Here is a 22,970-nt window from a genome sequence, read left to right as displayed (position 1 = left end):
GGGGGGGCCTCAACGGGCGGTGGGGGGCGGGCCAGGCCCCCCCCCCCACGCCGTATCTCCTGCCGGGGTCCCGCTACGCGTCCTCGGTGTGGCCGTACGGCCGGGTGATGATCTCCATGCCGTGGCCGCTGGGGTCCCGGAAGTACAGGCCCCGGCCGCTGTGCTCGTGGTTGATCTCGTTCACCCGCTGCATCTGCGGGTCGGCGTAGTACGTGATGCCGCGCGCCCGGATCCGCTCGAAGGCGGCGTCGAACTCCTCGTCCGAGATGAGGAACGCGTAGTGCTGCGGGACGATCGACTCCGCCATCTTCGCGGGGAGGGTCACGAAGTCCAGGGCGACGCCGTTGCTCATGTCGAGCTGGATGAAGGGACCCCATTCGGCCCCGATCCCGAGACCGAGGACGTGCGCCAGGAATTCGGCGGACTCCCGCTTGTCACGGGAGTGAATGATGGTGTGGTTGAGCTCAACTGCCATGGGTGAATGCCTCCAGGGGCATCTCGCGGAACCTCCATGCCTCACCCGGTCGGTGACCGGCACGCGATGCCGCCGATCTTGATCCTAGGCCGTGACACCCGACGGGTCGACCGTTTTTGACCGATTGGTTTCACCATCGGCGGGGTCCGGTGACCCGCCGACGATTCGCTCGTTCTGCTGAACGTGACTGCTCCGGACACCGCCACCCGCACCGCCGAACCCGACGCAGGGCCCGACGCCGGTGCCGCCGTCGGGCTCGATCAGGCCGAGGCCGCGCTGGTCGAGCACTACGCCCGGCTGGTGCGGATCGCCCATCTGGTGCTGCCCCCCTCGCTGGGGCGCAAGCGGCGGGTGCTGGCCGCCCACGCGCTGGTCCAGCGGGCGCTGCCGCGCGGCCGCGGCACCGACCGTCCGGCGCGGTCCGGCCCGGCCGCCGGCCCGCTCCCGGCGCAGCGCCCGGAGGGGCCCGGCCCCGGGTACGCGTACGTCCGGCAGCGGGTGCTGCGCTCGGCCCTGGAGGCCGGGCTCCCGCTGACCTTCCGGGCCCTGCCCCGGCGGGCCCAGCTGCCGCCGCTGCTCCCGCAGGTCTGGGGCCTGCGGCTGTTCCCGCGCTCGGGCGGGGCCGAGGAACTGGCCCTGGACCAGTGGCTGGCCGGGCTGAGCGGGCCCGCCCGGGCCGCCTGCGCGCTGCGGGTGCTGGAGGGGCTGCCCGAGCCGGAGCTGCTGCGGGCGCTGGCCGGTGCCGGCGTCACCGACCCCTCCGGGGCGCTCGCCGAGTCGGCGCCGCCGGAGGGTGCCGCCCCCGCCGAGGCACTGCTGCGCACCTCCCCCGAGTTCGATCCGTGCGTGCTCCAGGCCCGGCCCACCGACCTGCTGCGCCGCCGCCGGTACGGGCGGGCCGCGCTCGCCGCCGGTGCCGCCCTGCTGGTCTGCGGCGCGCTGATCGCCCTGCCGGGCGGGGGCTGGGGCGCGGACGGACCGGCCGCCCCGCCGTACGCGCTCAACGCCGCGGCCGAACAGGCCCTGGATCCCGCCCTGCTGAGCCGGGCCGCGCCCACCGCCTGGCGCACCGCCTCGCGTACGGACTTCTCGGCCTGGCCCGCCCGCGGCTCCCGGACCGGCGACAGCGCGCTGCTGCGCCGGGCGCTGGCCGTATGGGCCCGGCCGGGTCCGCAGGTCGTGGTCTCGGCCACCCCCGGCACCCCGTCCGGCCCGGCGATGGGCCCGGCCCAGCTGCTGTACGCGGGCGAGGTGGACCAGGCGGTGGTGGTCCTGCTGTACGACGGCCTGCGGGTGGTCCGCTACGCCGAGCCGCGCGCGGGCACGGCCGGGGCGGCGCTGGACTTCGCCCGGACCGACGGGGCCGGCGCGGAGACCTCCGGGGCGCTGGTGCTCAGCCGGGTGGACGGCAACGTCCGCTATCTGACGGCCCCCTGGGTGACCGCCGTCTCCGTGCGCGACCTGGTGAAGCCGGCCGAGGCACCGGCCCCGCTCCGGCTCTCCCCGGACGGCGCCACCCCGCCGGTCCCCTCGCCGCCCGCGTCCGGCGCGTGCACCTCCTGGAACGCGCTGACCCTCATCGCGGCCGGCTCCGCCACGCTGGTCACGGACCTCGGCGAGCTGACCCCGGCCCGGCTCACCTCGGGCACCCCGGGCACCGCGGGTACTCCCGGCACCGCGGGCACCCCGGGCTCCGCCGGCGCCCAGGCCCCGGTGGTGGCGGCGGACTGGGCGAAGACGGCCTGCCTGCTGTCCTCCGTACGCTCGCACGGGGTGCGCAGCGTCAACTCCTGGACGTACGCGAAGCAGACGCTGCCGGAGGGCAACGGCACCGCGGTGTGGCTGTGTTCGCGGGCGGAGACCTGGCGGGGCTCGGCGGACCGGGTGCAGGCGCAGTTCCTTGCGCCGGGCGCACCGGCGGCCGCGGCGGCCGCGCAGGCGGAGGGCTCCCCGGCGTGCGGGCCGCGCGAACCGCGCGTGCTGGCGGGCGTGCTGTGGAAGGCGAAGGCCGGGCAGTGGTACGTGCTGGCGGCGGGCAGCGGGCAGTTCACCTCGCTCTCCGTCTCGGGCGGCGCGACCGGCCGGGCCGGCGGCAACCACCTGGCGGTGAAGGCCCCCGAGGGAGCACAGGTGGAGCTGACGGGCCGGCTGGCGGACGGCTCGAAGGCGGGCGTCCTGCGCTGACGTCGGCGCGATCGGCGGAAGCGGGAGGCGGCGAGGGCGACCGGAAGAAGGCCGTACACAGGGGTTTGCACACGCCCTACCGCTCAGTACATTGACGCCATGTCTAATAAGCCGCCCGCTCCGGCCCCCACCCCCACCCCCGTGGCGTCGGAACACACGGACCTGCAGCCGCGGAACGTGTCCTTCTCCTGGCAGGACACGCCCCTCCACTGGCTGCCGGGCGACCCGTTCGCCACGCACACGATCAACGTGCTGCACCTCCTCCTCCCGGCGGGCGAGCGGTGGTTCGTGCACGTCTACAAGCAGGCACTTCCGCTGATCAAGGACGAGCGGCTGCGGAAGGACGTGGTCGGCTTCATAGGCCAGGAGGCGATGCACGCGGCCGCGCACGACGACGTGCTCCCCCACCTCAAGCGGCTGGGCCTGGACCCGACGCCGTACACCGCCCAGGTGGACTGGCTGTTCGAGAAGCTCCTCGGCGACCGCACCCTCCCGCCGGGCCGGGCGCAGCGCTGGTGGCTGCTGGAGCGGGTGGCGATGATCGCGGCGATCGAGCACTACACGGCGTTCCTGGGCGACTGGGTGCTCAACGCGGACGAGCTGGACCGGCGCGGCGCCGACCCGATGATGCTCGACCTGCTCCGCTGGCACGGCGCCGAGGAGGTGGAGCACCGCTCGGTCGCCTTCGACCTCTTCATGCACGTGGACGGCGGCTACCGCCGCCGCGCCCGGACCTGGGCCACCGCCTTCACAGCCCTGGTCTTCCTGTGGCAGCGCGGTGCCCGCTTCTTCATGGAGAACGACCCGACGCTGGAGGGCGGCCGGGCCGGCTTCGGCCAGTTCTACCGGGCCGGGCAGCAGGGCACCCTGCCGGCGACGGGAGCGATGCTCCGCTCGATCCCCACCTACCTCTCGCGCAGCTATCACCCCTCGCAGGAAGGGTCCACGGCGCAGGCGATGGCCTATCTGGCGAGCTCGCCGGGCGCGAACGGCGGTACCGCCCGGTGAACCGCGCACTGAAGCTGGCGGCCCTGGCCGGCACCGCCTACCTCACCCGCCGCACGCTCCGCACCCGGATCCGCCGCTCTCCGCTGTGGCCGCTCCCCGCGCTGCCCGTCCCCGTCTCCGGCCGGTCGCCGCGCCGCTGGATCCCGGCCCGGATCACCTCGCGTACGGAGCCGGCGGACGGAGTGGTCCTGCTGACCCTGGAAACCCCGGAAGCGGAATCCTGGGCGCCCGGCGCCCACGTGGACGTGCGGCTCCCCTCGGGACTGGTCCGCCAGTACTCGCTGTGCGGCGACCCGGCCGACGCCGGCCGCTACCGGATCGCGATCCGCCTGGTCGACGGCGGCCGCGGCGGCTCGGCGGAAGCCCACGCAGTCCTGCGTACGGGGACGACGCTGGAGGTCCGCCCGCCCCGCAACCAGTTCGCCCTCCGCCCGGCCCCGTCGTACGCCTTCGTCGCGGGAGGGATCGGCATCACCCCGGTCCTCCCCATGCTCGCGGCCGCCGGGGCGGCGGGCGCCGACTGGACCCTCCTGTACTGCGGCCGCAGCCGTGCCTCGATGCCGTTCCTGGACGAACTCGCCGCCTACGGCGACCGCGTCACCGTCGTCGCGGAGGACGAACAGGGCCTGCCGGACCTGGCCGGTCTCCCCGCTGCCGCCCTGGTCTACTGCTGCGGACCGGAACCCCTGATGGACGCGGTGCGTTCGGCCGCCCCGGCCGGCACCGAGGTGGTCCTGGAACGCTTCGCCCCCGCCGCCTCCCCCACCGCGGACGCGCACCCCTTCACGGTGGAACTCCACCGCTCGGGCGGCACCGTCGGGGTGGGCCCCGGCGAATCCGCGCTCACCGCGGTCCGCCGCGCCCTCCCCGACACCCCCTACTCCTGCGGGCAGGGCTTCTGCGGAACCTGCCGCCAACGCGTCCTCTCCGGCGAGGTTGACCACCGGGACACCCTCCTCAGCGACGCCGAACGGGAGGACTCCATGCTCCTGTGCGTCTCCCGTGCCGCGGGCGACCGGCTGGTCCTGGACCTCTGAGACGGGCCTCCGGATCACCGGGAGCCGCGGCCCGAACACGGCCCGTTCACACCCTCGTTCCGGCCAAGCGGAATCACCGGACCGGTGGGTAAGGTGTCACACATGACAACCGGTGTGCGGCGGAGGATGGGTGTCGAGGAGCGGCGCGGGCAGCTGATTTCGGTGGCGCTCGAACTGTTCAGCCGGCGCTCCCCGGAGGACGTGTCGATCGACGAGATAGCCGCGGCGGCCGGGATATCCCGGCCGCTCGTGTACCACTACTTCCCCGGCAAACAGAGCCTGTACGAGGCCGCGTTGCGCAGGGCCGCCGACGAGCTGGCCGCGCGCTTCGAGGAGCCGCACGAGGGGCCGCTCGGCGCGCGGCTGCTGCGGGTGATGGGGCGGTTCTTCTCGTTCGTCGACGAGCACGGGCCGGGGTTCTCGGCACTGATGCGGGGCGGGCCGGCGGCCGGGAGCAGCCGGGCCAACGCGATGATCGACGAGGTGCGGCGGGCCGCGTACGAGCAGATCGTGAAGCACCTGGGGGTGGCGGAGCCCCCCGCGCGGCTGGAGTTGGTGGTGCGGTCCTGGGTGTCGCTCGCCGAGTCGACGGCTCTGATCTGGCTGGAGGGCAGGCGTATCCCCCGGGCGGAGCTGGAGTTGCAGCTCGTGCACGACTTCGCCGCGCTGGTGGCCGTGAGTGCCGCCTACGACGAGGAGATGGCCCAGATCGCGGTGCGGATGCTGGCTGGCGAGCCGACCGACGGGCCGTTCGGCGACCTGGTGGGCCGCCTGGCCCGGCTGGTGCCCCCGCCCCGGTGGTGATCCCGATCGGCCCTGCACCGAACCCGGCTGCTCCGGTGATCATCTCCGCGTGATAATTCCCGCGTGATCAATGATGACGGGATCGTGTTCCGGCCCGCCGTGGAGAAGGACGCCGGGACGCTGGTGGCCATGCACGACTCCGCCGCGCGCTGGATGAAGAGTGCCGGTATCGACCAGTGGAAGGTCGGTGACAAGGACAAGGCCCACTTCCGCGAGCGGATGCGGGACGGCGAGGTGTGGTTGGCCGCAGACGAGGACCGCCGACCGGTCGGCGCCTACGAGCTGTGGTGGTCCGACGAGGACGCCTGGGGGGTGCAGCCCCCGGTCGCGGGCTATGTGCACCGGCTGATGGTGGACCGCGCGACGGCTCCCGCCGGCGCCGGGCGCCGCCTGCTCGAACATGCCGAGCGGCGGATCGCCTGGACCGGGCGGGAGCGGGCGCGGCTGGACTGCGTGTCCACCAACCCCCGGCTGCTCGCGTACTACCAGGGCGCGGGCTACCGGGTGGTCGGTGAGTTCCCCAGCAAGCAGGGGAAGGACGGCCGGGTGTACGGGGTGATCCTGCTGGAGAAGCGACTGGACCGGCTCACGGTGGTGTGAGCCGGTCCAGTCCCCGACGACCCGACGACCCGACGGCCCGACGGCCCGACGGCGATCACAGCAGCCGGTCCGCGAGGTAGCGCTGGAACTGCCACAACGGGCGTTCCAGGTGGGAGAACCTGCCGTCGGACGGGTCCGGGCGGGACGCCAGGCCGCGCTGGACGCCGCGGACGGCCACCAGGTCCTCTTCCTGGATCCGGGCGATCGAGTCGCACATGCCGGCCAACTGCTCGGCGAAACCGGGTGTGTCCGGCGCTCCGGGCGGGACCATGGCGGTGATCCGCGTGTCGTGGGTGGCGGGACCGGTGGGCAGCCAGCGGATGCCGACGGCGCTGTCCGGGAGGACCGCCAGGACGAACTGCGGGAAGATGCCCGCGATGAGCATCCCTGCCCGCGGTTCCCGGCCCGGTCCCTCGTACCCGGAGTACCCGTATCCGGAGTACCCGGCCGGGCGCGTGCCGTCCCGCCCGGGGTCCGACAGCGGCGTGAACATCGTGAACCAGCGCCCGTCGCAGTCGTCGACCTCCGTGTCCCGGGCCGGCAGCACCGGATCCAGGGTCGCCGCATGGGTGCCCATGTGGTGGTAGTTCTCCGACCCGTTCTCCACCGCCACCTTCCAGTTGGCGGGCACGCCTTCCCAGGTCCTGCTGTGGACGGTCACCCAGTCGGCGATGCCGTGGCTGCTCAGCCGCTGGTCCAGCCCGCGCAGTCCGGGTGCCGCCCGCTCCGCACCGGGGTCGAGGTTGAGCATGACGAAGCCGTTCCAGACCTCGACGCGGTGCGCCGGGAGCCGGCAGCCGGCGCGGTCGAAGTCCACCCGCTGCATCAGCGGAGCGCCGGCGAGCTGTCCCGCGAACCGGCCGTTCAGCCGGTAGGTCCAGGTGTGGTACGGGCAGGTCAGCCGTTTCAGGGAGCCCTGCCCGGGCGTGGTCTCGGGCGGCAGGAGGTCCATGAAGCGGTGGCGGCACACCCGGGACAGGGCGTGCAGCTCGCCCTCCTCGTCCCGGGTGATCACCAGGGGCGTGCCGAGGACGTCCAGCCGGAGGTAGCTCCCCGGCTGCGGGATCTCCTCGGCCCGTGCCACGCACAGCCACTCCCGCCGGAAGATCCGTTCGGTCTCCCATGCGTACATCTCCGGGGAGGTGTAGGCGTCCGGCGGCAGCGTGCGGCCGCGTTCGAGCGGGAGCGCGGCCAGGCGCCGCAGCTCCGCGAGCGTCCCGTGCAGTGCCTCGGGAGCGCGGGACGCGGTCAGGTGGCGCGTCATGGTGATCAGCCTTCCCTTCTGGTGATCAGGGGTGCCGAACCGAAGAGGGAGAGTGCGTGCCGCCGTCCGTGGCGACGGCTGTAGGAGAGGGTGGCGAGGACGACGGCGCACAGTACGACCAGTCCTTTCGCGCGGTTGAGCGCGGGAACGGATTCCACCGGCAGCAGCAGGGCGACGGTCACCCCGGCACCGCAGTCCAGCAGCTGGGCGCAGCCCCACAGGACCGTCAGCCGGGTCAGGCCGCTGCGCAGCGCCGGCGAGACGCGCCAGGCGGCTTCCCGGGCGCGCGCGGCGGCGGGCCCGTTCCAGTACTGGCCGACCTGGAAGGCGAAGGGCTTCGCCACGAGGAGCGAGCCCAGGATCCAGAGCCCGGCGGCCGCCCCGAATCCGGCGTCCTTGACAAGGAGCACCCGTGGACTGCCGGTGAGCAGCGAGGCCGCGACGCGCAACGCCAGCATGCCGGTCATGAACGCCTCGAAGCTGTTCACCCGGCGCCGGGTGGCGCACTCGACGGCCATGCGCAACGCCGGTACGGCCCCGGCGATCGTCAGTGCCAGCCACTGGCTGACGCCCTGCGACTGCAGGACGTAGAACAGGGCCAGTGGAAGGACCACGGTGAACAGGACCGGAAGGGCCACGGTCCGCCATGCCGGCAGGTCCGGTGGTCCGTCGCGCTGATCCGGCAATCTCATGCGAATCGGTGATCTCATACGCAAAACGGTAGGGACCGGCGAAGATCACCGAATCGACACAGCGGCCGATATGCCCGGTACATCCTTCGATGTACCGGGCTGACGGGACCCCTGTTCAGCGGGTGAAGACCGCCACCGTACGCGCCGGGACCCTGAACTCCCCGGTGGCCGTGTCGTACGCCGACCGCTTGACCACCGGGTCGGAGCCGGCGGACTGGACCGGGTGCAGGCGGTAGCCCTGTCCGGCGAGGCCGGGCACCTGCGGGGACTGCTCGGCCGGCGTGGCGTTGAAGACGACCACCAGGTCCCCCAGGGTCATGGTGATCACGCCCGGGGTCTCCCCGGTGCCGGACAGCGGGAAGGCCAGGCGGTCCTGGACCTCGGCCGCCGTGGCGAGGCCGAAGCCCGGTTCGGTGCTGCGGATGCGCAGCAGGTCGCGGTAGGCGCCGGAGGCCGCCCCGGTCTCCGCGCAGCCCGGCGCGGGCCGGCTGAGGAGGGGCTTGGCGTACGGCCACTTCGCTCGGTTGTCCGCGGCGGGCGGGAGGCCGCGGCCGAAGCCGTTGCCGTCCCGGCAGTCCCAGTGGATCGCGTTGAACCAGTCGCCGCTGTCGTAGGAGTTGCGGTCCAGGGACTTGGAGCGGAGCAGGTCCGTGCCGGCCTGGGACAGCTCCGGGCCCTGCGAGAGGGTGGCCGTGGCCATGGCGAGGACCTGCATGCGGGCCTTGTCCGCCTCGGAGGTGCCGACGGGCAGCTTGTAGGTCAGGGCGTCGTACAGGGACTCGTTGTCGTGGGCGTCGGCGTAGGCGAGGGCGTCGCCGGGGGCGTCCGCGTAGCCCGCGGGCTGCCCGTTGTAGTCGACCTGTGCACCCGTGACCGTACGGCCACCGGTGTCGGTGAAGCGGTACGCGGCCAGGTTGCCGGTCAGGCCCACCTTGATCAGGTCCTGGGCGTGCAGCAGTCGGGCGCGCTGCTCGTCCGGGGTGCCGTTGGCGGCGGATCCGTTCGGGGCGGTGAACAGGCCGGAGGCGAAGCCCTGGACGCGGGGGTCCTCGTCGAAGGGGCCGCCGCCGCGGACCGCGTCGCGGGCCCGGTCGGAGAAGGTGGCGATGCCGGTGCCGGCCATGTTCTTCTGGGTGGCCTGGACGAAGCGGGCGTCGTCGGCGACCTCGCCGAAGTTCCAGCCCTCGCCGTAGAGGACGATCGCCTTCCCGTCGACGCCGTCCTTGGCGACGGTCAGGGCGTCGAGGGCCTTGCGGACCGCCAGGATGTTCTCCTTGGGGTGGTGGCCCATCAGGTCGAAGCGGAAGCCGTCGACCTTGTACTCCTTGGCCCAGGTGACGATCGAGTCGACGACCAGGCGGCCCATCATCGCGTTCTCGGGCGCGGTGTTGGCGCAGCAGGTGGAGGTGGCGACCGTGCCGTCGGCCAGCAGCCGCTGGTAGTAGCCGGGGACGATGCGGTCCAGGACGGACTTGTCGGACTGGCCGGCCGCGACGGTGTGGTTGTAGACCACGTCCATCACGGTGCGCAGTCCGGCGCCGTTGAGGCCCTGGACCATGCGCCGGAACTCGACGGTGCGGGCGGTGCCCTCCGGGTCGCTCGCGTACGAGCCTTCCGGGACGGTGTAGTGCAGCGGGTCGTAGCCCCAGTTGTAGCCGTCCTCGGCCGCGCCGGCGGCCACGCACGCCTGCTGTTCCTCGGAGTCCGGTGCGTGGGAGGGCAGGTCGCAGGCGGGTTCGGTGCGGTCGGCCGGCTTCTCGGGAATCGTGCCGATGTCGAAGGCCGGGAGCAGGTGGACGTAGGAGGTGCCGGCGGCGGCGAGGGCGCGGAGGTGCTTCATGCCGGCCGAGTCGGCGTCGGTGAAGGCCAGGTACTGCCCGGGGTGCTCGGAGGTGCGGTCGGCGACGGAGAAGTCGCGGACGTGGAGTTCCTGGATGCGGGCGTTGCGGAAGGGCACGGCGGCCGGCTTCCGCAGGCCGGCCCAGCCGGCCGGCTTGAGGGCCGGGTCGGCGAGGTCCACGGCCAGGCTGTGCGTGGAGTCGGTGGTCAGGGCGGTGGAGTAGGGGTCGGTGACCAGGTTGGTGACCAGGGCCCGGGTGGTGGGCGCCCAGACGGTCACGGCGTAGCGGTACTTCTTTCCGGTCCAGGAGCGCGGGCCCTGTACGGACCAGACGCCGGTGGTGTCGTCACGGCGCATGGGCACGGTGCGGCCGTCGAGTTCGAGGGCGACCCGCCGGGCGGTCGGCGCCCACACGGACAGGGTCACCCCTCGCGGGGCGAAGACCGGGCCGAGTGCGGCCTTGTTGGCGTACAGGTCGTCGAGGACCCCGGCGAGCTGCACTCCGGTGGCGGCGAGGACGGCTCCGTTCGCGGCGCGGGCGCTCGCGACGAGCTGGCCGCGCAGTGCCTCGCGGACCCGGTCGCGGTCGCGCGGGTCCACGGTGAACGCCTTGTACGCCGCCAGGTGCGGGAACTTCCGCTTCTGTACGTCGGTCAGTGCGCCGGGAGTCAGGCGCAGCACGGTGGCGTCGGTGGTGCCGGTGAGGGTGCCGTTGTCCGCCGTGACCGTGCCCGTGCGGGAGGCGAGGAGCTGGGCGGAGGCAGCGGTCTCGGGGGCGTTCCAGGCGAGGGTGTCGCGGTCGATCCAGATCGCGCGGGAGGTGGTGAGGTCGAGGGCGGCGGAGTTGCCGGCGGGCTGCGGGAGGAGGTACCCGGTGCGGCCGGCGAGCAGCCATGCCTCGTGGCCGGTGGCCTTCAGGTCGAGGGACTGGTCGGCGGGGAGGTCCTTCTCGTCGCCCTTGTGGAGGATGTAGGAGAGGGAGGTGGCTCCGGGGGCGAGCGGGACCTCGTAGACCGCGCCGTAGGAGTCGAAGCGGGCGGGCATCAGCGGCCTGGACCAGTCGGTGGGGGTGGCTGCTCCCGTCCAGACGTGCAGGCCCCAGCCGTCGTAGGCGCCGTCGGGGCGCCGGAGGTGGAGGACTGCCTTGGTGGTGTCCTGCGGCGGGTGGGCGGGGCGCTGCGGCCGGGGGGCCTCCTTGCCCTGGTCGAGCCAGATCTCCCCGGTCCTGGTCAGGTCGATGGTGCGGTCGGCGGCGACGTCCTTGGTGCCGTCCTTGTCGATGACCAGGTAGCCGACGGAGCTCGCGCCCGGCTTGAGGCGGACGTACGCGAAGGCGCCGTAGGCATCGCGGCCGGTGAACCCTGCTCCCTCCGGCCACGGCTTGGATTCGCCCTCCGCGATGTCGCCCCAGGTGTACAGCCTCCAGTCGTCGTAGTTCCCGTCGGGCCGGTTGTAGTGGACGACCGCGTAGTCGCGCTGGGTGGCGGTCGGGGTCTCGGGGGCCGGCGGGGCGCCGGTGACGGTTTCGGCGAGGGCGCTCGCGGTGCGGCCGGCGAGGTCGACGGCGACCGCCTTGTAGCGGACGGGGGTGCCGGCCGGGGCGGTGAGGTGGTGGGTCGCCTTGTACGGGGCGTGGTCGGCGGAGCCGAGGACCTGCCAGGGCCCGTTGCCGGTCTGGGCGGCGAAGACGACCCGGTTCAGGGCGCCGCCGCCGGTGACTCCGGCGGAGACCTCGACGGTGCCGGTGGCTCCGGCGGCCGGGGCGGTCAGGGTGACGGCGGGTGCGGCGGCGGGGGGCGGTAGCGGGGCTTCGGCGCGGGCGACGACGGAGCCGAGGGCGGGCACGGTGAGCCGGAGCCGGCCGTCGGCGGTGACGCGGGCGCCGGTGTCGGGGCCGCCGTACAGGGTGCGGAAGCGGGTGCGGACGGCGCTGTCGACGGGGAGGTCGACGGTCACCGGGGCGTTGCCGTTGTTGACGGCGACGGCGTACTCGTGGCGGGCCCGGCCGCTGCCGTGGGTGCCGGCGGAGCCGGTGGTGTCGGCGCGGGTGAAACCGTATACGGCGCCTTCGGCGAGGCGCTCGGTCTGGACGCCGTCGCGGAGGGCCGGGTGGGCCTTGGTCAGCCGGGACAGGTCGGCGATCTGCCGGTAGAGCGGGTGCCGGTCGTCGTAGGCGTCGGTGGCGTGGGTGCGGTCGGTGCCCAGCTGGTCGTCGTCGAGGTAGTCGGCGGTCCTGGAGGCGAAGAGGGTCTGGCGGGCGTCCTTGTCGCCGCCGGCGCCGGTGAAGCCCTGCTCGTCGCCGTAGTAGACGACGGGGTTGCCGCGGGTGAGGAACATCAGCTCGTTGGCGAGCCGGTAGCGGGCGAGGAGTTCGCTCTCGGGGGCGCCGGGGCGGTCCTGCGTCAGGAAGGTGCCGAAGCGGCCCATGTCGTGGTTGCCGAGGAAGGTGACCTGCTCGTACGCGTTGGCCTTGTCGGTGGTGTAGCGGTGGTCGTCGGCGAAGACCCGGGCCAGGCGGTCGGATCCGGCGCCCTGGGCGGCGTAGGCGCGGATGGCGTCCTGGAGCGGGAAGTCGAGGGTGGCGTCGAGGCGGCCACGGGTGACGTACGGGGAGGTGACGGCGGTGTCGGCGGAGTACACCTCGCCGAACATGAAGAAGTCGGGGCGGCCGCGCCTGGCCGCGTAGGCGTCGAGGGCGGTGGCCCACTGCGTCCAGAACTCGGTGTTGACGTGCTTGACGGTGTCGATGCGGAAGCCGTCGATGTCGAAGTCGCGGACCCACTTCTCGTAGATCCGCTCCATGCCGGTGACGACCTCGGGGCGTTCGGTCCACAGGTCGTCGAGGCCGACGAAGTCGCCCTGTTCACCGGACTCCCCGGCGAAGGTGGAGTCGCCCCGGTTGTGGTACATGGTCGGGTCGTTGAGCCAGGCGGGGACCTTGAGGTCCTTCCTGCCCTCGGGGACGACGGGGGTGCGGGGGAAGGAGTTCCGGTCGACGGCGGGGAACTTCCGCTTCCCGTCGGCGTAGTCCTTGTCGTCGAAGGGGACGCCGTCCTTGGTGAGGTACGGGAACGCCCCCTTCGACAGGTAGCCGTAGGACTTCTCCTCGTAGTCGACGACGTCGGCGGTGTGGTTGGTGATGACGTCGAAGAAGACCTTCATGCCCTTGGCGTGGGCCTTGTCGATCAGCTTCTCCAGGTCGGCGTTGGTGCCGAAGTGCGGGTCGACCTGGGTGAAGTCGGTGATCCAGTAGCCGTGGTATCCGGCCGAGGCGTTCGCCCCGGTCCCCTGCACCGGCTGGTTCCTGAAGATCGGGGCCAGCCAGATCGCCGTGGTGCCCAGGCCCTTGACGTAGTCGAGCCGGTCGGTCAGCCCCTTGAGGTCGCCGCCCTGGTAGAAGCCCTTGTCGGCCGGGTCGAAGCCGGTGTCCAGGCGGGTGCCGGTGAGTCCGCCGCGGTCGTTGCGCGGGTCCCCGTTGGCGAACCGGTCCGGGAGCACGAAGTAGAACTGCTCCCGGGTCAGGTCGTGGCGGGCCGGCTCGGCGGCGAGCTTCGCGTCCGGGGGCGGTGCGGGCGGGCGCTGTTGTGCCGCGGCGGCGGGCAGGGCCGGCAGGACGGGCAGGAGGATCACGGCCAGGGCGGCCGCGACGGTGCCTGCTGCGGGGCGTTTCAAGGCAGGGCTCCTTGGTCGGGGAGGCGAGGGGGTGGGGCGGCGGTCAGTTGCGCCAGGTGTCGGTCAGCGTGACCTTGCCGTTGGCGGGAACGGTCGCGGAGCGGTTGGCCCCGCTCTCCCAGGTGACGTTGCCGGAGCCGTCCTTGCGGACGTACTTGTAGGCGAAGGTCGTGCCCGGGGGCAGGGTGACGTCGAGCTTCCAGACGGGGTAGGCGGCCGGGTCGAGCTTGGGGGCGGCGCCGGTGTTCCAGTTGCCGAGGGCGGGCTGGTCGCCGGTGACGTGGACGTTCTGGCCGGGGACGGTGGTCGCGCCGACCGCGAACGACGCCCCGGCGGTCGTGGACCCGGTGCCGCAGGTACGGGCCCCGGTGTGCAGGGCGAGGGCGGTGCCGGACGCGACGGTGGCGGTGAACCGGCCCGAGGAGTCGACGGTGACGGTGCGGCTGCCGCTCTGCACGTCGCAGTAGTCCCCGGCGGGGAGGGAGGTCTGGAAGGTGCGGGTCAGCGGGGTGCCCTCGTGGTTGATCGCCACGTACGCAGTGGAGCCGCGCCCGAAGGCGATGGCGTCGGCACCGTCGTCCCACCAGTTCACGACGCCCTGACCGCGGGCCGTGTTCCGGAAGGCGACCATGGAGGAGATCTCCCGCCAGGCGTGCTGGCACTTCCAGCCGTCGGCGTAGCAGGCGCCCACGGTGCCGCCGTTGGGCGGGCCGGCGTCCTTGTCGCTCCACTCGTAGCCGGAGTGGACGTCCGGGGAGCCGTAGGGCCAGGCCAGCATGAAGACGTTGGCGAGGGTGTAGGCGGAGCCCGACTTGTAGGTGAGGGTGTCGCCGCCGCGCTCGGTGTCGTGGTTGTCGACGAAGACACCGGACTTGGAGGAGGGCATGTACCCCCAGCCCTCGCCGAAGTTCTTCAGGTAGGCGAGGTTCTCGCTCTCGAAGACCCGCTTGAGGTCGCGGGCGTAGCGGAACTCCTGGACGTCGCCGGAGCCGAGGTACTCGGCGGGGTCGACGGCCTCGCCGGCGCCGTATATCGCCTCCTGCTTCCAGTAGACGTTCGGGTCGGTCAGCCGGGACTTGATGTTCGCCAGGTCGGCGGCGGGCATGTGCTTGGCGGCATCGATCCGGAAGCCGTCGACGCCGAGGGAGCGCAGGTCGTTGAGGTAGCCGGCGATCCGGCCGCGGACGTACTCCTCGCCGGTGTCGAGGTCGGCGAGCTTGACCAGTTCGCAGTTCTGGACGTTGGCCTTGTCCTTGTAGTTCGAGATCTCGGCCCGGCAGTCGTCCATGTCGGCGCCGGAGTAGAGGCCGGGATAGGAGTACTTGGAGTACGTCGACCCGCCGGTGCCGGTGAGGACGGCATTCGGGTCGGCGGGACCGGCCATGTGGTTGATGACGGAGTCGGCGACCACCTTCACCCCGGCGGCGTGACAGGTGTCGACCATGCTCTTGAAGGCGGTGCGGTCGCCGAGCCGTCCGGCGATCCGGTAGCTGACCGGCTGGTACGAGGTCCACCACTGGGAGCCCTGGACGTGCTCCTGCGGCGGCGACACCTGCACGTACCCGTAGCCGGCCGGCCCGAGGGAGTCGGTGCACGCCTTGGCCACATCGGCGAACCGCCACTCGAAGAGGACGGCGGTGACGTCCTTCTCCCCGGGCGGCACGGCCGCCGCCGGGGTGGCCGTGGCGGCCCCCGCGGTGAGGGCCGTGGCGGCGAGGGTGGCGGCGGCCATCGCTCTGGCGGTGCGACGCGGGGGACGGATGGTGCGCGTGGGGGGCATGGGGGCCTCCTGGCGGAGAGGTGGGGATTGTGGCGACCGTAGGGGGCACCCCCTTGCGCTGCAAGACCTTGCGCAAGAGATTGCAGAATTGTTTCCGATCATGGGCTGCACGCCGGAGCCGGGACCCGGGCCAACTCCCGACTTCCCTCGAATTCCCCCGACTTCCCCCTAATTCCCTCGACTTCTCCGAACAGACGTGCGCAGCGTTCGTATGCTCTGGTCATGACGCAGATGCCGAGCAACCCCTTAGCCCAGGCCACAGTCCTGTACCAGGCCGGGCGCTTCGCCGAGGCCGAGACCGAGGCACGCTCGATGGCCGCGGCCCTGGAACGGGCGGGCGACGACCCGTTCATCCCGCTGCTGATGAGCATCGTCGGGCTCGCGGTGGGCGCCCAGGGCCGCCACACCGAGGCGGTCGCCACGTATGACGCCCAACTGCCGCTCTTCGGCAGGACCTTCGGCGTCGAACACCCGCTGACCCTGAAACTGCGCGCGGACCGCGCCCAGGCGCTGAACATGCTCGGCCGGCACGCCGAATGCGAGGCGGAGTGCGCGGCCCTCATCGAGACCGCGGCCCGCAACGCGTCCCCGGAAATGGCGGGCGTGGCGATGGCCGCCGTCTACGGGCGGGTCCAGGCCCTCAACGCGCTGGGCCGCTACCCGGAGGCCGAGGCGCTGGCGCGTGAGCTCCTCGCCACCCTTCCCGACCCGGACCGGTTCACCCTGCTCCTGCGGCTCGGGCTGGCCGTCAGCCTCAATGCCCAGAAGCGCCACGAGGAGGCCCTCACCGAGGCGCGGCACGCGGACGAAGTGCACCGCGGTCTGCCCCCGGAGCAGCGCGGCTCGGAAACCGGGGCCGCCGAACTGGCCGCGGCCACCGCCCTCCTCGGGCTGGGCCGCGGCACCGAGGCCCGCCCGGAGGCCGCGGCCGCCCATGACGCCTGCCTGGCCCTCTTCGGCCCGGACAACATCCGCACCACCGAGGCACGGAACCTGCTCGCCCGCATCGACGGCGCTTGAGGGGACACGGCCACGGGCAGGCCGCGGGCCGGCAGCCGGGCTGCCCGCCCGCGGCCGAACCCGTGGCCGGCCCGTGGCCGATCACGGCGCCGGGCGCGAACCGGGGCGCCGTACCGGTCCGTTCATGCCAGGGCAAGCCATTCCGATCGCGGCGTGTCCGACATACAGGGAATGGCCGGTAAACCGGTCGCCGGAGGGAGCCGGATTCCGGTGGGATATGGCTGCACCGGGGGCACGGCAGAGACACCGTCACGGACCCCCGTCATGTGCCGATCGTTCCTCACTGTCGTCACCGCGAACATCCGGGAGATCCCCATGTCACGCACGACCGTGTTCCGCATGCGCTCCGCCGCTCTGGCCCTGGCCGCGTCCGCCGCCCTGATCGGCGGTGTCGCCGTCCAGGCCCAGGCGGCTCCGGCCCCGACCGGGTCCGCGGCCGCCGCCGTTCCCGGCGGTGCCCACAAGTACGTCAACGCCGCCACCGGCAAGTGCCTGGACATCCAGGGCGCCTCCCGCGATCCGGGCGCCCTGGTCCAGCAGTTCAGCTGCAAGACCGGCTACCAGCAGGAGTTCGCGACACTGTTCGGCGCCGACGGGCTCACCCGCATGCAGCCCCGCCACTCCGGCAAGTGCATCGGCGCCGCCGGCACCGCCCCCGGCTCCCAGGTCACCCAGCAGGTCTGCCACGACGGGGCGATCCAGCGCTGGGACCTGGTCGACCTCGGCGGCGGCCAGGTGGCCGTCAGGAACGCGGCCACCGGCCTGTGCCTGGACGACGGCGCCAACCCCTCCGGCAGCCGCCGCGAGGTGCGCCAGGTCGTCTGCACCGGCTCCTCCACCCAGAACTGGGTGCGGTACGCGGTCTAGTACGACCCCAGCAGGCCGGGGAACCGGCTGATCAGCAGGGGTGCTCCGGTCCGGGGCACCCCTGCTGCACGGGGGCCGCCGGAATGGAGCCCGAAGCGAAGGCGAGGATGTCCTCGACCGCCTCGCGCAGGGTGCCGAAGTGGCGGTGCACACCGTCCGCCGCCGTGAGGGTATTGACGCCCCACACCGTCATCCCGGCACGCAGCCCGGCCTGCACCCCGGAAGGGGCGTCCTCGATGACCAGGCAGTCCTCCGGCCCGGCACCGAGCCGCGTGGCGGCCTGCAGGTACGGCACCGGCGACGGCTTGCCTTCGGTCACGGCGGCCGCGTCCACCACGACCTCCGGGACCGGCAGGCCCGTCCGGGCGAATCGGCCGCGCACCCGGTGCTCGTAGTTCGACGTCACCAGCGCCCAGGTCCCGGGCCGCAGGGCACCGAGCAGTTCCGGGCCGCCGTCGAAAGCACCGTAGACGCCGGTGCGGACGTCCTCGTCCTCCAGCTCGTGCAGTACGGCAAGGCACTCGTGGGGGTCCCGGTCCGGAGCGACTTCCGCGAAGGTCTCCATCGGCCGGGTCCGCAGCGCCACCCGGTAGACCTCATCGGGGTCCAGGCCGTACCGCTCCGCCCACGTTCGCCAGACCAGGCGCTGATTGTCCAGGGCATCGATCAACGTGCCGTCGACATCGAACAGGACGTACTTCACGGCACCGGACGGGCTGGGTTCACTGATCACGTGCCGATCATGCCATCAGGCCTGAACAGGCAGTTCGCGAGTCAGCCGGCGTGCACCCCCCTGCTACTCCAGCCACGCGCCGTCGCGCATCAGGAGTCTGCCGCGCAGTTCCGGGACGCTGCGCCAGGCGCGCACCGTCTGCGGGGCCACCCGCAGGTAGGCGTACGGGGACTCCTCCGTGCGCGGATCCCAGCCGAACTTGGCCGCGAACGCGTCCGCGGCGTCCTCCGGCACTTCCGGTGCGGGATGGCACTCCGCCTCGCCCTGCAGCAGCACCACGTCGAGGGCGTCCGGCAGCGCCAGCCGGACTCGCGGTTCCGCGCGTGCGTTCCGCACGGTCGCGGAGTTCGCGCCGGTGCACATCCACACCGCCCGACCGTCCCACAGGAACCACAGCGGCACCTGGTGCGGGCCGTGGTCGGGGTGAGCCGTCGACACCCATATGTCGCGCTCCCTGCCGAGCCGTTCGAGGGTGTCCTGCCTGCGCTGCGCCGTGTCGCGGCGAATGATCTCCGTGGCTTGCATGGGTGCCGACCTTAGCCAGCAGCTCCACGATGCACATGGGGCGCAGGTCCTAGGCCCGGAGGCGGACCTCGATCGCGCGTCCGAATCCTGATCGCGGTGATCGGAAGCACGCGCGCCCCTCCTGCACGCCGTTTGTACCCCCGTGCGCCGCCCTCACATGCCCCTGCCGTCCGCCGCGCCCCCTTGCTGCACCGCCCCGGCACTCCATAGCGTCACGCACCGTAATCGCTGGATCCGTACGGTAACCAGGGGAGAACGATGAAGAAGGCTGTGTGGCGCCCCGTAGCGCTCGCGGCGGTGCTGGCCGTCCTGCCGCTCATGTCGGCGTCCGCCGAGGCCGGGACGGGCAAGCCGCCGTCCGCCGGGGCCAGAGCCCTCGAACCGCTGTCCGCCGACATCGTGGCGGCGATGACGCCGGAGCGTCAGGGTGAGGTACTGGAGCCGCTGCGGGTACTGGCCGATGCCGTGGCCCGGGTGGGCCGGAGCACCCAGGCGGATGTGTACACCCAGGTCGAGATGGCCAAGGACTACCGGTCCGTCAACGTCTACCTCACCGACACGGCCCGGCGCGCGGCCTTCCTCGACGCGGTGCGCAAGGCCAACCCGAAGGCCGACACGTATCTGCTGAACGTACGCCGCGGCGCGAAGTCCCAACAGGACCTCAGGAAGGAGATGAAGGCCCTCCTGGACCGCCGCGATCTGCCGTTCAAGATCGAAAGGGCGAACAGCACGGTCGACGGCAGCGCGATCGAGCTCGGCGTGACCGACACGAAAACCGCCCAGGAGTACATCGCCCGCCCGGCCTTCGCGCGGCAGCGCGCGGCCGCGGGGGCGACGCCCCTCCGCATCCTCCACTCGCCCGCCATGGTGCCGCTCGCCAGCCGCTGGGACGACAGCTCGCCGTTCTACGCCGGGGCCGCGCTCGGGCCCTTGACCGGTGGCGGGCGAGCTGCCTGCACCACCGGCGTCCCGGCCATCAGCACCGTGGACCAGCGCCACTGGCTCGTCACGTCCAGCCACTGCTACAACGTCAACGACGCCGTCTACACGGCCGGCGGCACGTACATCGGGCAGGTCAGGGCCGAGCTGACCGACATCGACGCGGCGTTCATCGACGCCCGCACGAGCCGCTACACCTGGGACGGCACCGACGCCCAGGGGTACACCCGCTTCCTCAACGGCACGCGCAACATCGCGGTGGGCGACTTCGCCTGCCAGCTCGGCTACGGCTCCAAGGTCGTCTGCAACATCCGCACCGAACAGGCCGGCAACGCCAGCTGGGTCATCAACGGCATCACGGTCTTCGGCAGCATCGGCGTCCCGAACAACGGCGGCTGGGTCGCCCAGCAGGGCGACAGCGGTGGCCCCGTGATCACCGTCAACGACCCGAACTCCCGGCAGCTGAACGGGATGGTCGACGTCGGGTTCGGCTGCACGAACGCCGAGGGGTACCCCCTCTGCAGCAGGGCCGTGGGCTGGATCGACGTGTACGACATCTTCGACCGGTTCGCCCTCACCCTCGTCCCCTGACCACCGGGCACGCGGGGCCGATGGGACGGCAAGGCCGATAACGCCGCGCAACCATCGGGCCCCGCTTCCCGGTGAACGCCACATCACCGGATCCCAAGGCTCAGGCCGCCGTGGCGGGCCGGAGAGAGGTGCAGGGCGTGCAGCGGCCCGGGGTCGGGGAGCGGAAGGCGCGGTCGCAGTCGTCGCAGGTCCGGAGCGGGTGGATCGTGAAGTCCGGGTGGCGCTGACCGGCCGGCCGGGAGGCCGCGATGGCGGGTGGGAGACCCTCCCGCAGCCGGTGCGCCAGCAGTGCGGCGGGGGCGCGGATCGGCTCCGCCGGCAGGCCCCCGGCCAGCATGCCGCTGACCACGGCCGGTCGTACTCCGCGCTCCAGCCAGGCCGCCGCCGCGGGGGCGAGCCGGGTCACGTCCCGTGTGGAGAGGGTGAGGCGGGGATCGCGGAGCCGTAGCCGGGCCAGCAGTTCCGCCGCCTGGGTGAGCAGTTCGGGGTCCGCCGGTTCGGAGGGTTCCGGCAGGTCGGGCCCGGGTGGGGGTTCAGCGGGAGCCTCCGGGGCCGCCTCGGGCACGTCGGGCGACTCCTCGCGCTTCGGGGCGGGCGGCTCCGGCGGGGGCTCGTCGTCGTCCCCGCGCAGGGCGAGCGGGACGTTGTACGAGATGACGTGGCTCACCACCCGCCCCGACGGGAGCCGCTCCCGGTAGCGGGCGAGGTAGCCGTGCTCCTCCAGCTCCCGCAGAGCCGCGGCGATGCGCACCTCGCCCTCCGGGAAGCGCTCGCACAGCGACTTGACCGTCACCTTGGTGCCCGCGCGGAGCGACTGGATGTGCGTGGCCAGCCCGATCGCGGTGATGCTCAGCTCGCGGTGCTGGGCGAGGTGGTTTCCGATCTTGACGTAGCGGTCACGTGGGGCACGGTTGTCGTGCCGGATGCCGTACGGCGCGCAGGTGGGCGCGCTAAGCTGCCGGTCAGCCATGGGGAAGTCGTTCTCTTCCTCAGCGGTAAGGCCCTCGGCCGGGATTGCCCGTCCCGTCGGGGGCCGTTCGCATGTCTGGGGGTTGTCAGGCCGAGGCTTGCACGGCAATTGGCATATGCGCCAGCCAGGTTGGCCCATTTCACCCTCCCGGGTGAGAGGGGGAGGGGGGAGGTTGGCAGGGTCATTTCCCCCGGTGATTTGTAATTAGGTGTCGAGCGGAACCGCGGCTCGACCGGCCGGGTCGCGAGAACCTCGATCCGGTGAAATGCCGCCGGAGAGATCGATTTCCGCCCACACCTTTTTGAGCGGCGGCAGCCCATGTTCCGTCCCCCAGCGCGCGGCGAGAGCGGACACCAGGAGGAGCCCCCTGCCCGACTCGGCCTCCGGCTCCGGCGGTTGGACGGCGACGGGCGGTTCAGCCTCGGATCGGGTATCGGCAACCTCGATACGGAGCGTGCGGCCGGGCCACAGATCCAGGGACAGGCGAAAACCGCGTCCCGGTACGCGGCCGTGCGTGACCGCGTTGCCGGCCAGTTCGGCGACGATCTGCGCGGCGTCCTCGAACGGCACTGACTGGGCGGTCAGTTGGGCGACGGCGAGCCGGCGTGCGAGATGGGCTCCGCGCGGGGTCGCAGGAAGGGTGACGGCGAAGGAGATTTCCTGATTCACGTCACTCAGCGTGGTCACCGGTGCGTAGCCTGAGAAGGGCCCGGGCCACTGTGTACGACCCCTGTCCAGAGCGGTCCCGGCCTGTACCGCCGGTCCACGAGGAGGTGGAAGTTGAGCGCAGACGGCACGGACGAGTCGAGCTGGGAACTCGATCCCGAGGACGAGTCGGGCGCGGTGATCGCCGCGGTGGGCCGACAGCTCAGAATGTGGCGCGAGTCGGGCGGATTCGATCGCGCACAGTTCGGTACACGCATGGGGTACAGCCAGGAATTGATCTACAAGATCGAGCGCGGCGCCCGAATTCCCCGCCCCGAGTATCTGGACAAGGCCGATGAGATCCTTGAGGCTTCGGGGAAGATCTCGGCGATGAAGGCGGATATCGAGAGAGCCCGATATCCCAAGAAGGTTCGCGACTTGGCCAAGCTTGAAGCGCAGGCAGTGGAGATCGGGGCATACGACAACGTCGTGGTTCCAGGTCTCCTACAGACCGAGGAGTACGCGCGTGCGCTGCACTCACTACGTCGGCCGGCCTTCCCCGAGGACCAAGTCGAGCGGCTCGTCGCGGCACGCATGGCGCGTCAGCAGGTCATCGATCGACGACCGGCACCCTTGTTGACCCTCGTGCTGGAAGAGGCCGTCCTACGACGACCCATCGGGGGCAAGATCGTACTCCGCGCCCAGTTGGAACACCTGGCCGCCATCGGCCGGTTGCGGCATGTGGAGATCCAGGTGATGCCCACTACCGTGGAGGAACACGCCGGGCTTGCGTCGTCGTTCAAGATCATGCGCTTGAACGACGGAACAACGGTTGGGCACAGTGAGGCGCTCCTGGTCAGCCGCTTGATCACCACGCCCAAGGAGGTGCAGATCCTTGAGATGCGCTATGGCATGATCCGGGCACAAGCGCTGACGCCTCGCGAGTCGCTGATGTTCATCGAGAAGGCAGTGGGGGAGACATGATCAAGCAGTCGACTGCGGATCTTTTCTCGACCCTGACATGGGTCAAGAGCAGCTACAGCACGGCCGACGGACCTGATTGCGTCGAGGTTGCCTGGTTCAAGAGCAGCTACAGCAGCAACGATGGCCCCAATTGTGTCGAGGTCGCCGGCGCCCCCAATGCCGTCCTGGTCCGGGACTCCAAGCGCCCCCACCACGCACACCTCAGCCTGTCCCCCGCCGCCTGGGGCGCCTTCCTCGGCCACGCCACCCGCCCGTAGCCGAGCGGACGACAGCGCCGGGGCCCTGGACAGAGGGCCCCGGCACCTGGCGGGGTCTCGGGGATGTGCCCCGAGTTCGTGGG

Annotated in this window: 19 protein-coding genes; 10 read left to right on the top strand and 9 right to left on the bottom strand. The window is 72.2% G+C overall.

Annotation, left to right across the window (positions count from 1 at the left end):
- Positions 1-73 precede the first annotated feature (73 nt).
- Complete coding sequence (locus AB0O36_RS16990; RefSeq protein ID WP_365110385.1) at positions 74-475, bottom strand: VOC family protein; 402 nt, start codon at positions 473-475, stop codon at positions 74-76.
- A 183-nt stretch (positions 476-658) separates the two neighbouring features.
- Between AB0O36_RS16990 and AB0O36_RS16985 the strand changes: the two genes are divergently transcribed.
- The 5 genes from AB0O36_RS16985 to AB0O36_RS16965 all read left to right on the top strand — a co-directional run bounded on the left by AB0O36_RS16985 (position 659) and on the right by AB0O36_RS16965 (position 6,108).
- Positions 659-2,659: a hypothetical protein gene (locus AB0O36_RS16985; protein ID WP_365110382.1), complete on the top strand. Its 2,001-nt coding sequence runs from the start codon at positions 659-661 to the stop codon at positions 2,657-2,659.
- Between the two features lie 99 nt (positions 2,660-2,758).
- Positions 2,759-3,667, top strand: a complete 909-nt coding sequence (locus AB0O36_RS16980) for a metal-dependent hydrolase (protein ID WP_365110381.1) — start codon at positions 2,759-2,761, stop codon at positions 3,665-3,667.
- On the top strand, positions 3,664-4,704 hold the full coding sequence (locus AB0O36_RS16975; protein ID WP_365110378.1) for a PDR/VanB family oxidoreductase: 1,041 nt from the start codon (positions 3,664-3,666) through the stop codon (positions 4,702-4,704). The genes AB0O36_RS16980 and AB0O36_RS16975 overlap by 4 nt, the downstream gene beginning before the upstream one ends.
- 102 nt (positions 4,705-4,806) lie before the next feature.
- Positions 4,807-5,508: a TetR/AcrR family transcriptional regulator gene (locus tag AB0O36_RS16970; protein ID WP_365110376.1), complete on the top strand. Its 702-nt coding sequence runs from the start codon at positions 4,807-4,809 to the stop codon at positions 5,506-5,508.
- A 63-nt stretch (positions 5,509-5,571) separates the two neighbouring features.
- Positions 5,572-6,108, top strand: a complete 537-nt coding sequence (locus tag AB0O36_RS16965; protein WP_365110374.1) for a GNAT family N-acetyltransferase — start codon at positions 5,572-5,574, stop codon at positions 6,106-6,108.
- 55 nt (positions 6,109-6,163) lie between these two features.
- Here AB0O36_RS16965 and AB0O36_RS16960 read toward each other — a convergent pair whose 3' ends face one another.
- The 4 genes from AB0O36_RS16960 to AB0O36_RS16945 all read right to left on the bottom strand — a co-directional run bounded on the left by AB0O36_RS16960 (position 6,164) and on the right by AB0O36_RS16945 (position 15,308).
- Positions 6,164-7,372: an aromatic ring-hydroxylating dioxygenase subunit alpha gene (locus tag AB0O36_RS16960; protein WP_365110371.1), complete on the bottom strand. Its 1,209-nt coding sequence runs from the start codon at positions 7,370-7,372 to the stop codon at positions 6,164-6,166.
- Between the two features lie 5 nt (positions 7,373-7,377).
- Positions 7,378-8,064: a VC0807 family protein gene (locus AB0O36_RS16955; RefSeq protein WP_365110369.1), complete on the bottom strand. Its 687-nt coding sequence runs from the start codon at positions 8,062-8,064 to the stop codon at positions 7,378-7,380.
- Between the two features lie 115 nt (positions 8,065-8,179).
- Complete coding sequence (gene pulA, locus AB0O36_RS16950) at positions 8,180-13,576, bottom strand: pullulanase-type alpha-1,6-glucosidase (protein WP_365110367.1); 5,397 nt, start codon at positions 13,574-13,576, stop codon at positions 8,180-8,182.
- A 43-nt stretch (positions 13,577-13,619) separates the two neighbouring features.
- A complete protein-coding gene (locus tag AB0O36_RS16945) occupies positions 13,620-15,308 on the bottom strand; it encodes a carbohydrate-binding module family 20 domain-containing protein (protein WP_365110594.1) in 1,689 nt (562 codons plus the stop codon).
- 270 nt (positions 15,309-15,578) lie between these two features.
- On the opposite strand from AB0O36_RS16945, the gene AB0O36_RS16940 reads away from it, so the two are divergent.
- Positions 15,579-16,376, top strand: a complete 798-nt coding sequence (locus AB0O36_RS16940; protein ID WP_365110365.1) for a tetratricopeptide repeat protein — start codon at positions 15,579-15,581, stop codon at positions 16,374-16,376.
- A gap of 315 nt (positions 16,377-16,691) precedes the next feature.
- The gene (locus tag AB0O36_RS16935) at positions 16,692-17,243 is read left to right on the top strand and encodes an RICIN domain-containing protein (RefSeq protein ID WP_365110362.1); all 552 of its coding nucleotides are present in this window, start codon (positions 16,692-16,694) and stop codon (positions 17,241-17,243) included.
- Positions 17,244-17,274: 31 nt separating this feature from the next.
- Here AB0O36_RS16935 and AB0O36_RS16930 read toward each other — a convergent pair whose 3' ends face one another.
- Together AB0O36_RS16930 and AB0O36_RS16925 are read right to left on the bottom strand one after the other, a co-directional pair.
- Positions 17,275-17,976 (bottom strand): HAD-IA family hydrolase, encoded by a 702-nt coding sequence (locus AB0O36_RS16930; RefSeq protein WP_365110359.1) that lies wholly within the window; start codon positions 17,974-17,976, stop codon positions 17,275-17,277.
- Between the two features lie 63 nt (positions 17,977-18,039).
- Positions 18,040-18,501 (bottom strand): pyridoxamine 5'-phosphate oxidase family protein, encoded by a 462-nt coding sequence (locus tag AB0O36_RS16925; protein ID WP_365110356.1) that lies wholly within the window; start codon positions 18,499-18,501, stop codon positions 18,040-18,042.
- A gap of 258 nt (positions 18,502-18,759) precedes the next feature.
- Here AB0O36_RS16925 and AB0O36_RS16920 point away from each other — a divergent pair, with 258 nt between their 5' ends.
- Entirely contained in the window at positions 18,760-20,031 is a 1,272-nt protein-coding gene (locus AB0O36_RS16920; RefSeq protein ID WP_365110353.1) for a hypothetical protein, read from the top strand.
- Between the two features lie 100 nt (positions 20,032-20,131).
- On the opposite strand, the gene AB0O36_RS16915 is transcribed toward AB0O36_RS16920, so the two are convergent.
- Together AB0O36_RS16915 and AB0O36_RS16910 are read right to left on the bottom strand one after the other, a co-directional pair.
- Complete coding sequence (locus AB0O36_RS16915) at positions 20,132-21,001, bottom strand: helix-turn-helix domain-containing protein (RefSeq protein ID WP_365110351.1); 870 nt, start codon at positions 20,999-21,001, stop codon at positions 20,132-20,134.
- 204 nt (positions 21,002-21,205) lie between these two features.
- Positions 21,206-21,688, bottom strand: coding sequence for an ATP-binding protein (locus AB0O36_RS16910; protein WP_365110348.1), 483 nt, complete (start codon positions 21,686-21,688; stop codon positions 21,206-21,208).
- 93 nt (positions 21,689-21,781) lie between these two features.
- On the opposite strand from AB0O36_RS16910, the gene AB0O36_RS16905 reads away from it, so the two are divergent.
- Both AB0O36_RS16905 and AB0O36_RS16900 read left to right on the top strand, forming a co-directional pair.
- Positions 21,782-22,630: a helix-turn-helix transcriptional regulator gene (locus AB0O36_RS16905; protein ID WP_365110345.1), complete on the top strand. Its 849-nt coding sequence runs from the start codon at positions 21,782-21,784 to the stop codon at positions 22,628-22,630.
- The gene (locus AB0O36_RS16900) at positions 22,627-22,887 is read left to right on the top strand and encodes a DUF397 domain-containing protein (RefSeq protein ID WP_365110342.1); all 261 of its coding nucleotides are present in this window, start codon (positions 22,627-22,629) and stop codon (positions 22,885-22,887) included. The genes AB0O36_RS16905 and AB0O36_RS16900 overlap by 4 nt, the downstream gene beginning before the upstream one ends.
- Positions 22,888-22,970: the final 83 nt, after the last annotated feature.

The organism is Streptomyces sp. NPDC089799 (assembly GCF_040684755.1).
Taxonomy (GTDB): Bacteria; Actinomycetota; Actinomycetes; order Streptomycetales; family Streptomycetaceae; genus Streptomyces.
Note: the sequence above shows the minus strand (reverse complement) of the source record. Positions and strands in the feature narration are given on the sequence as shown.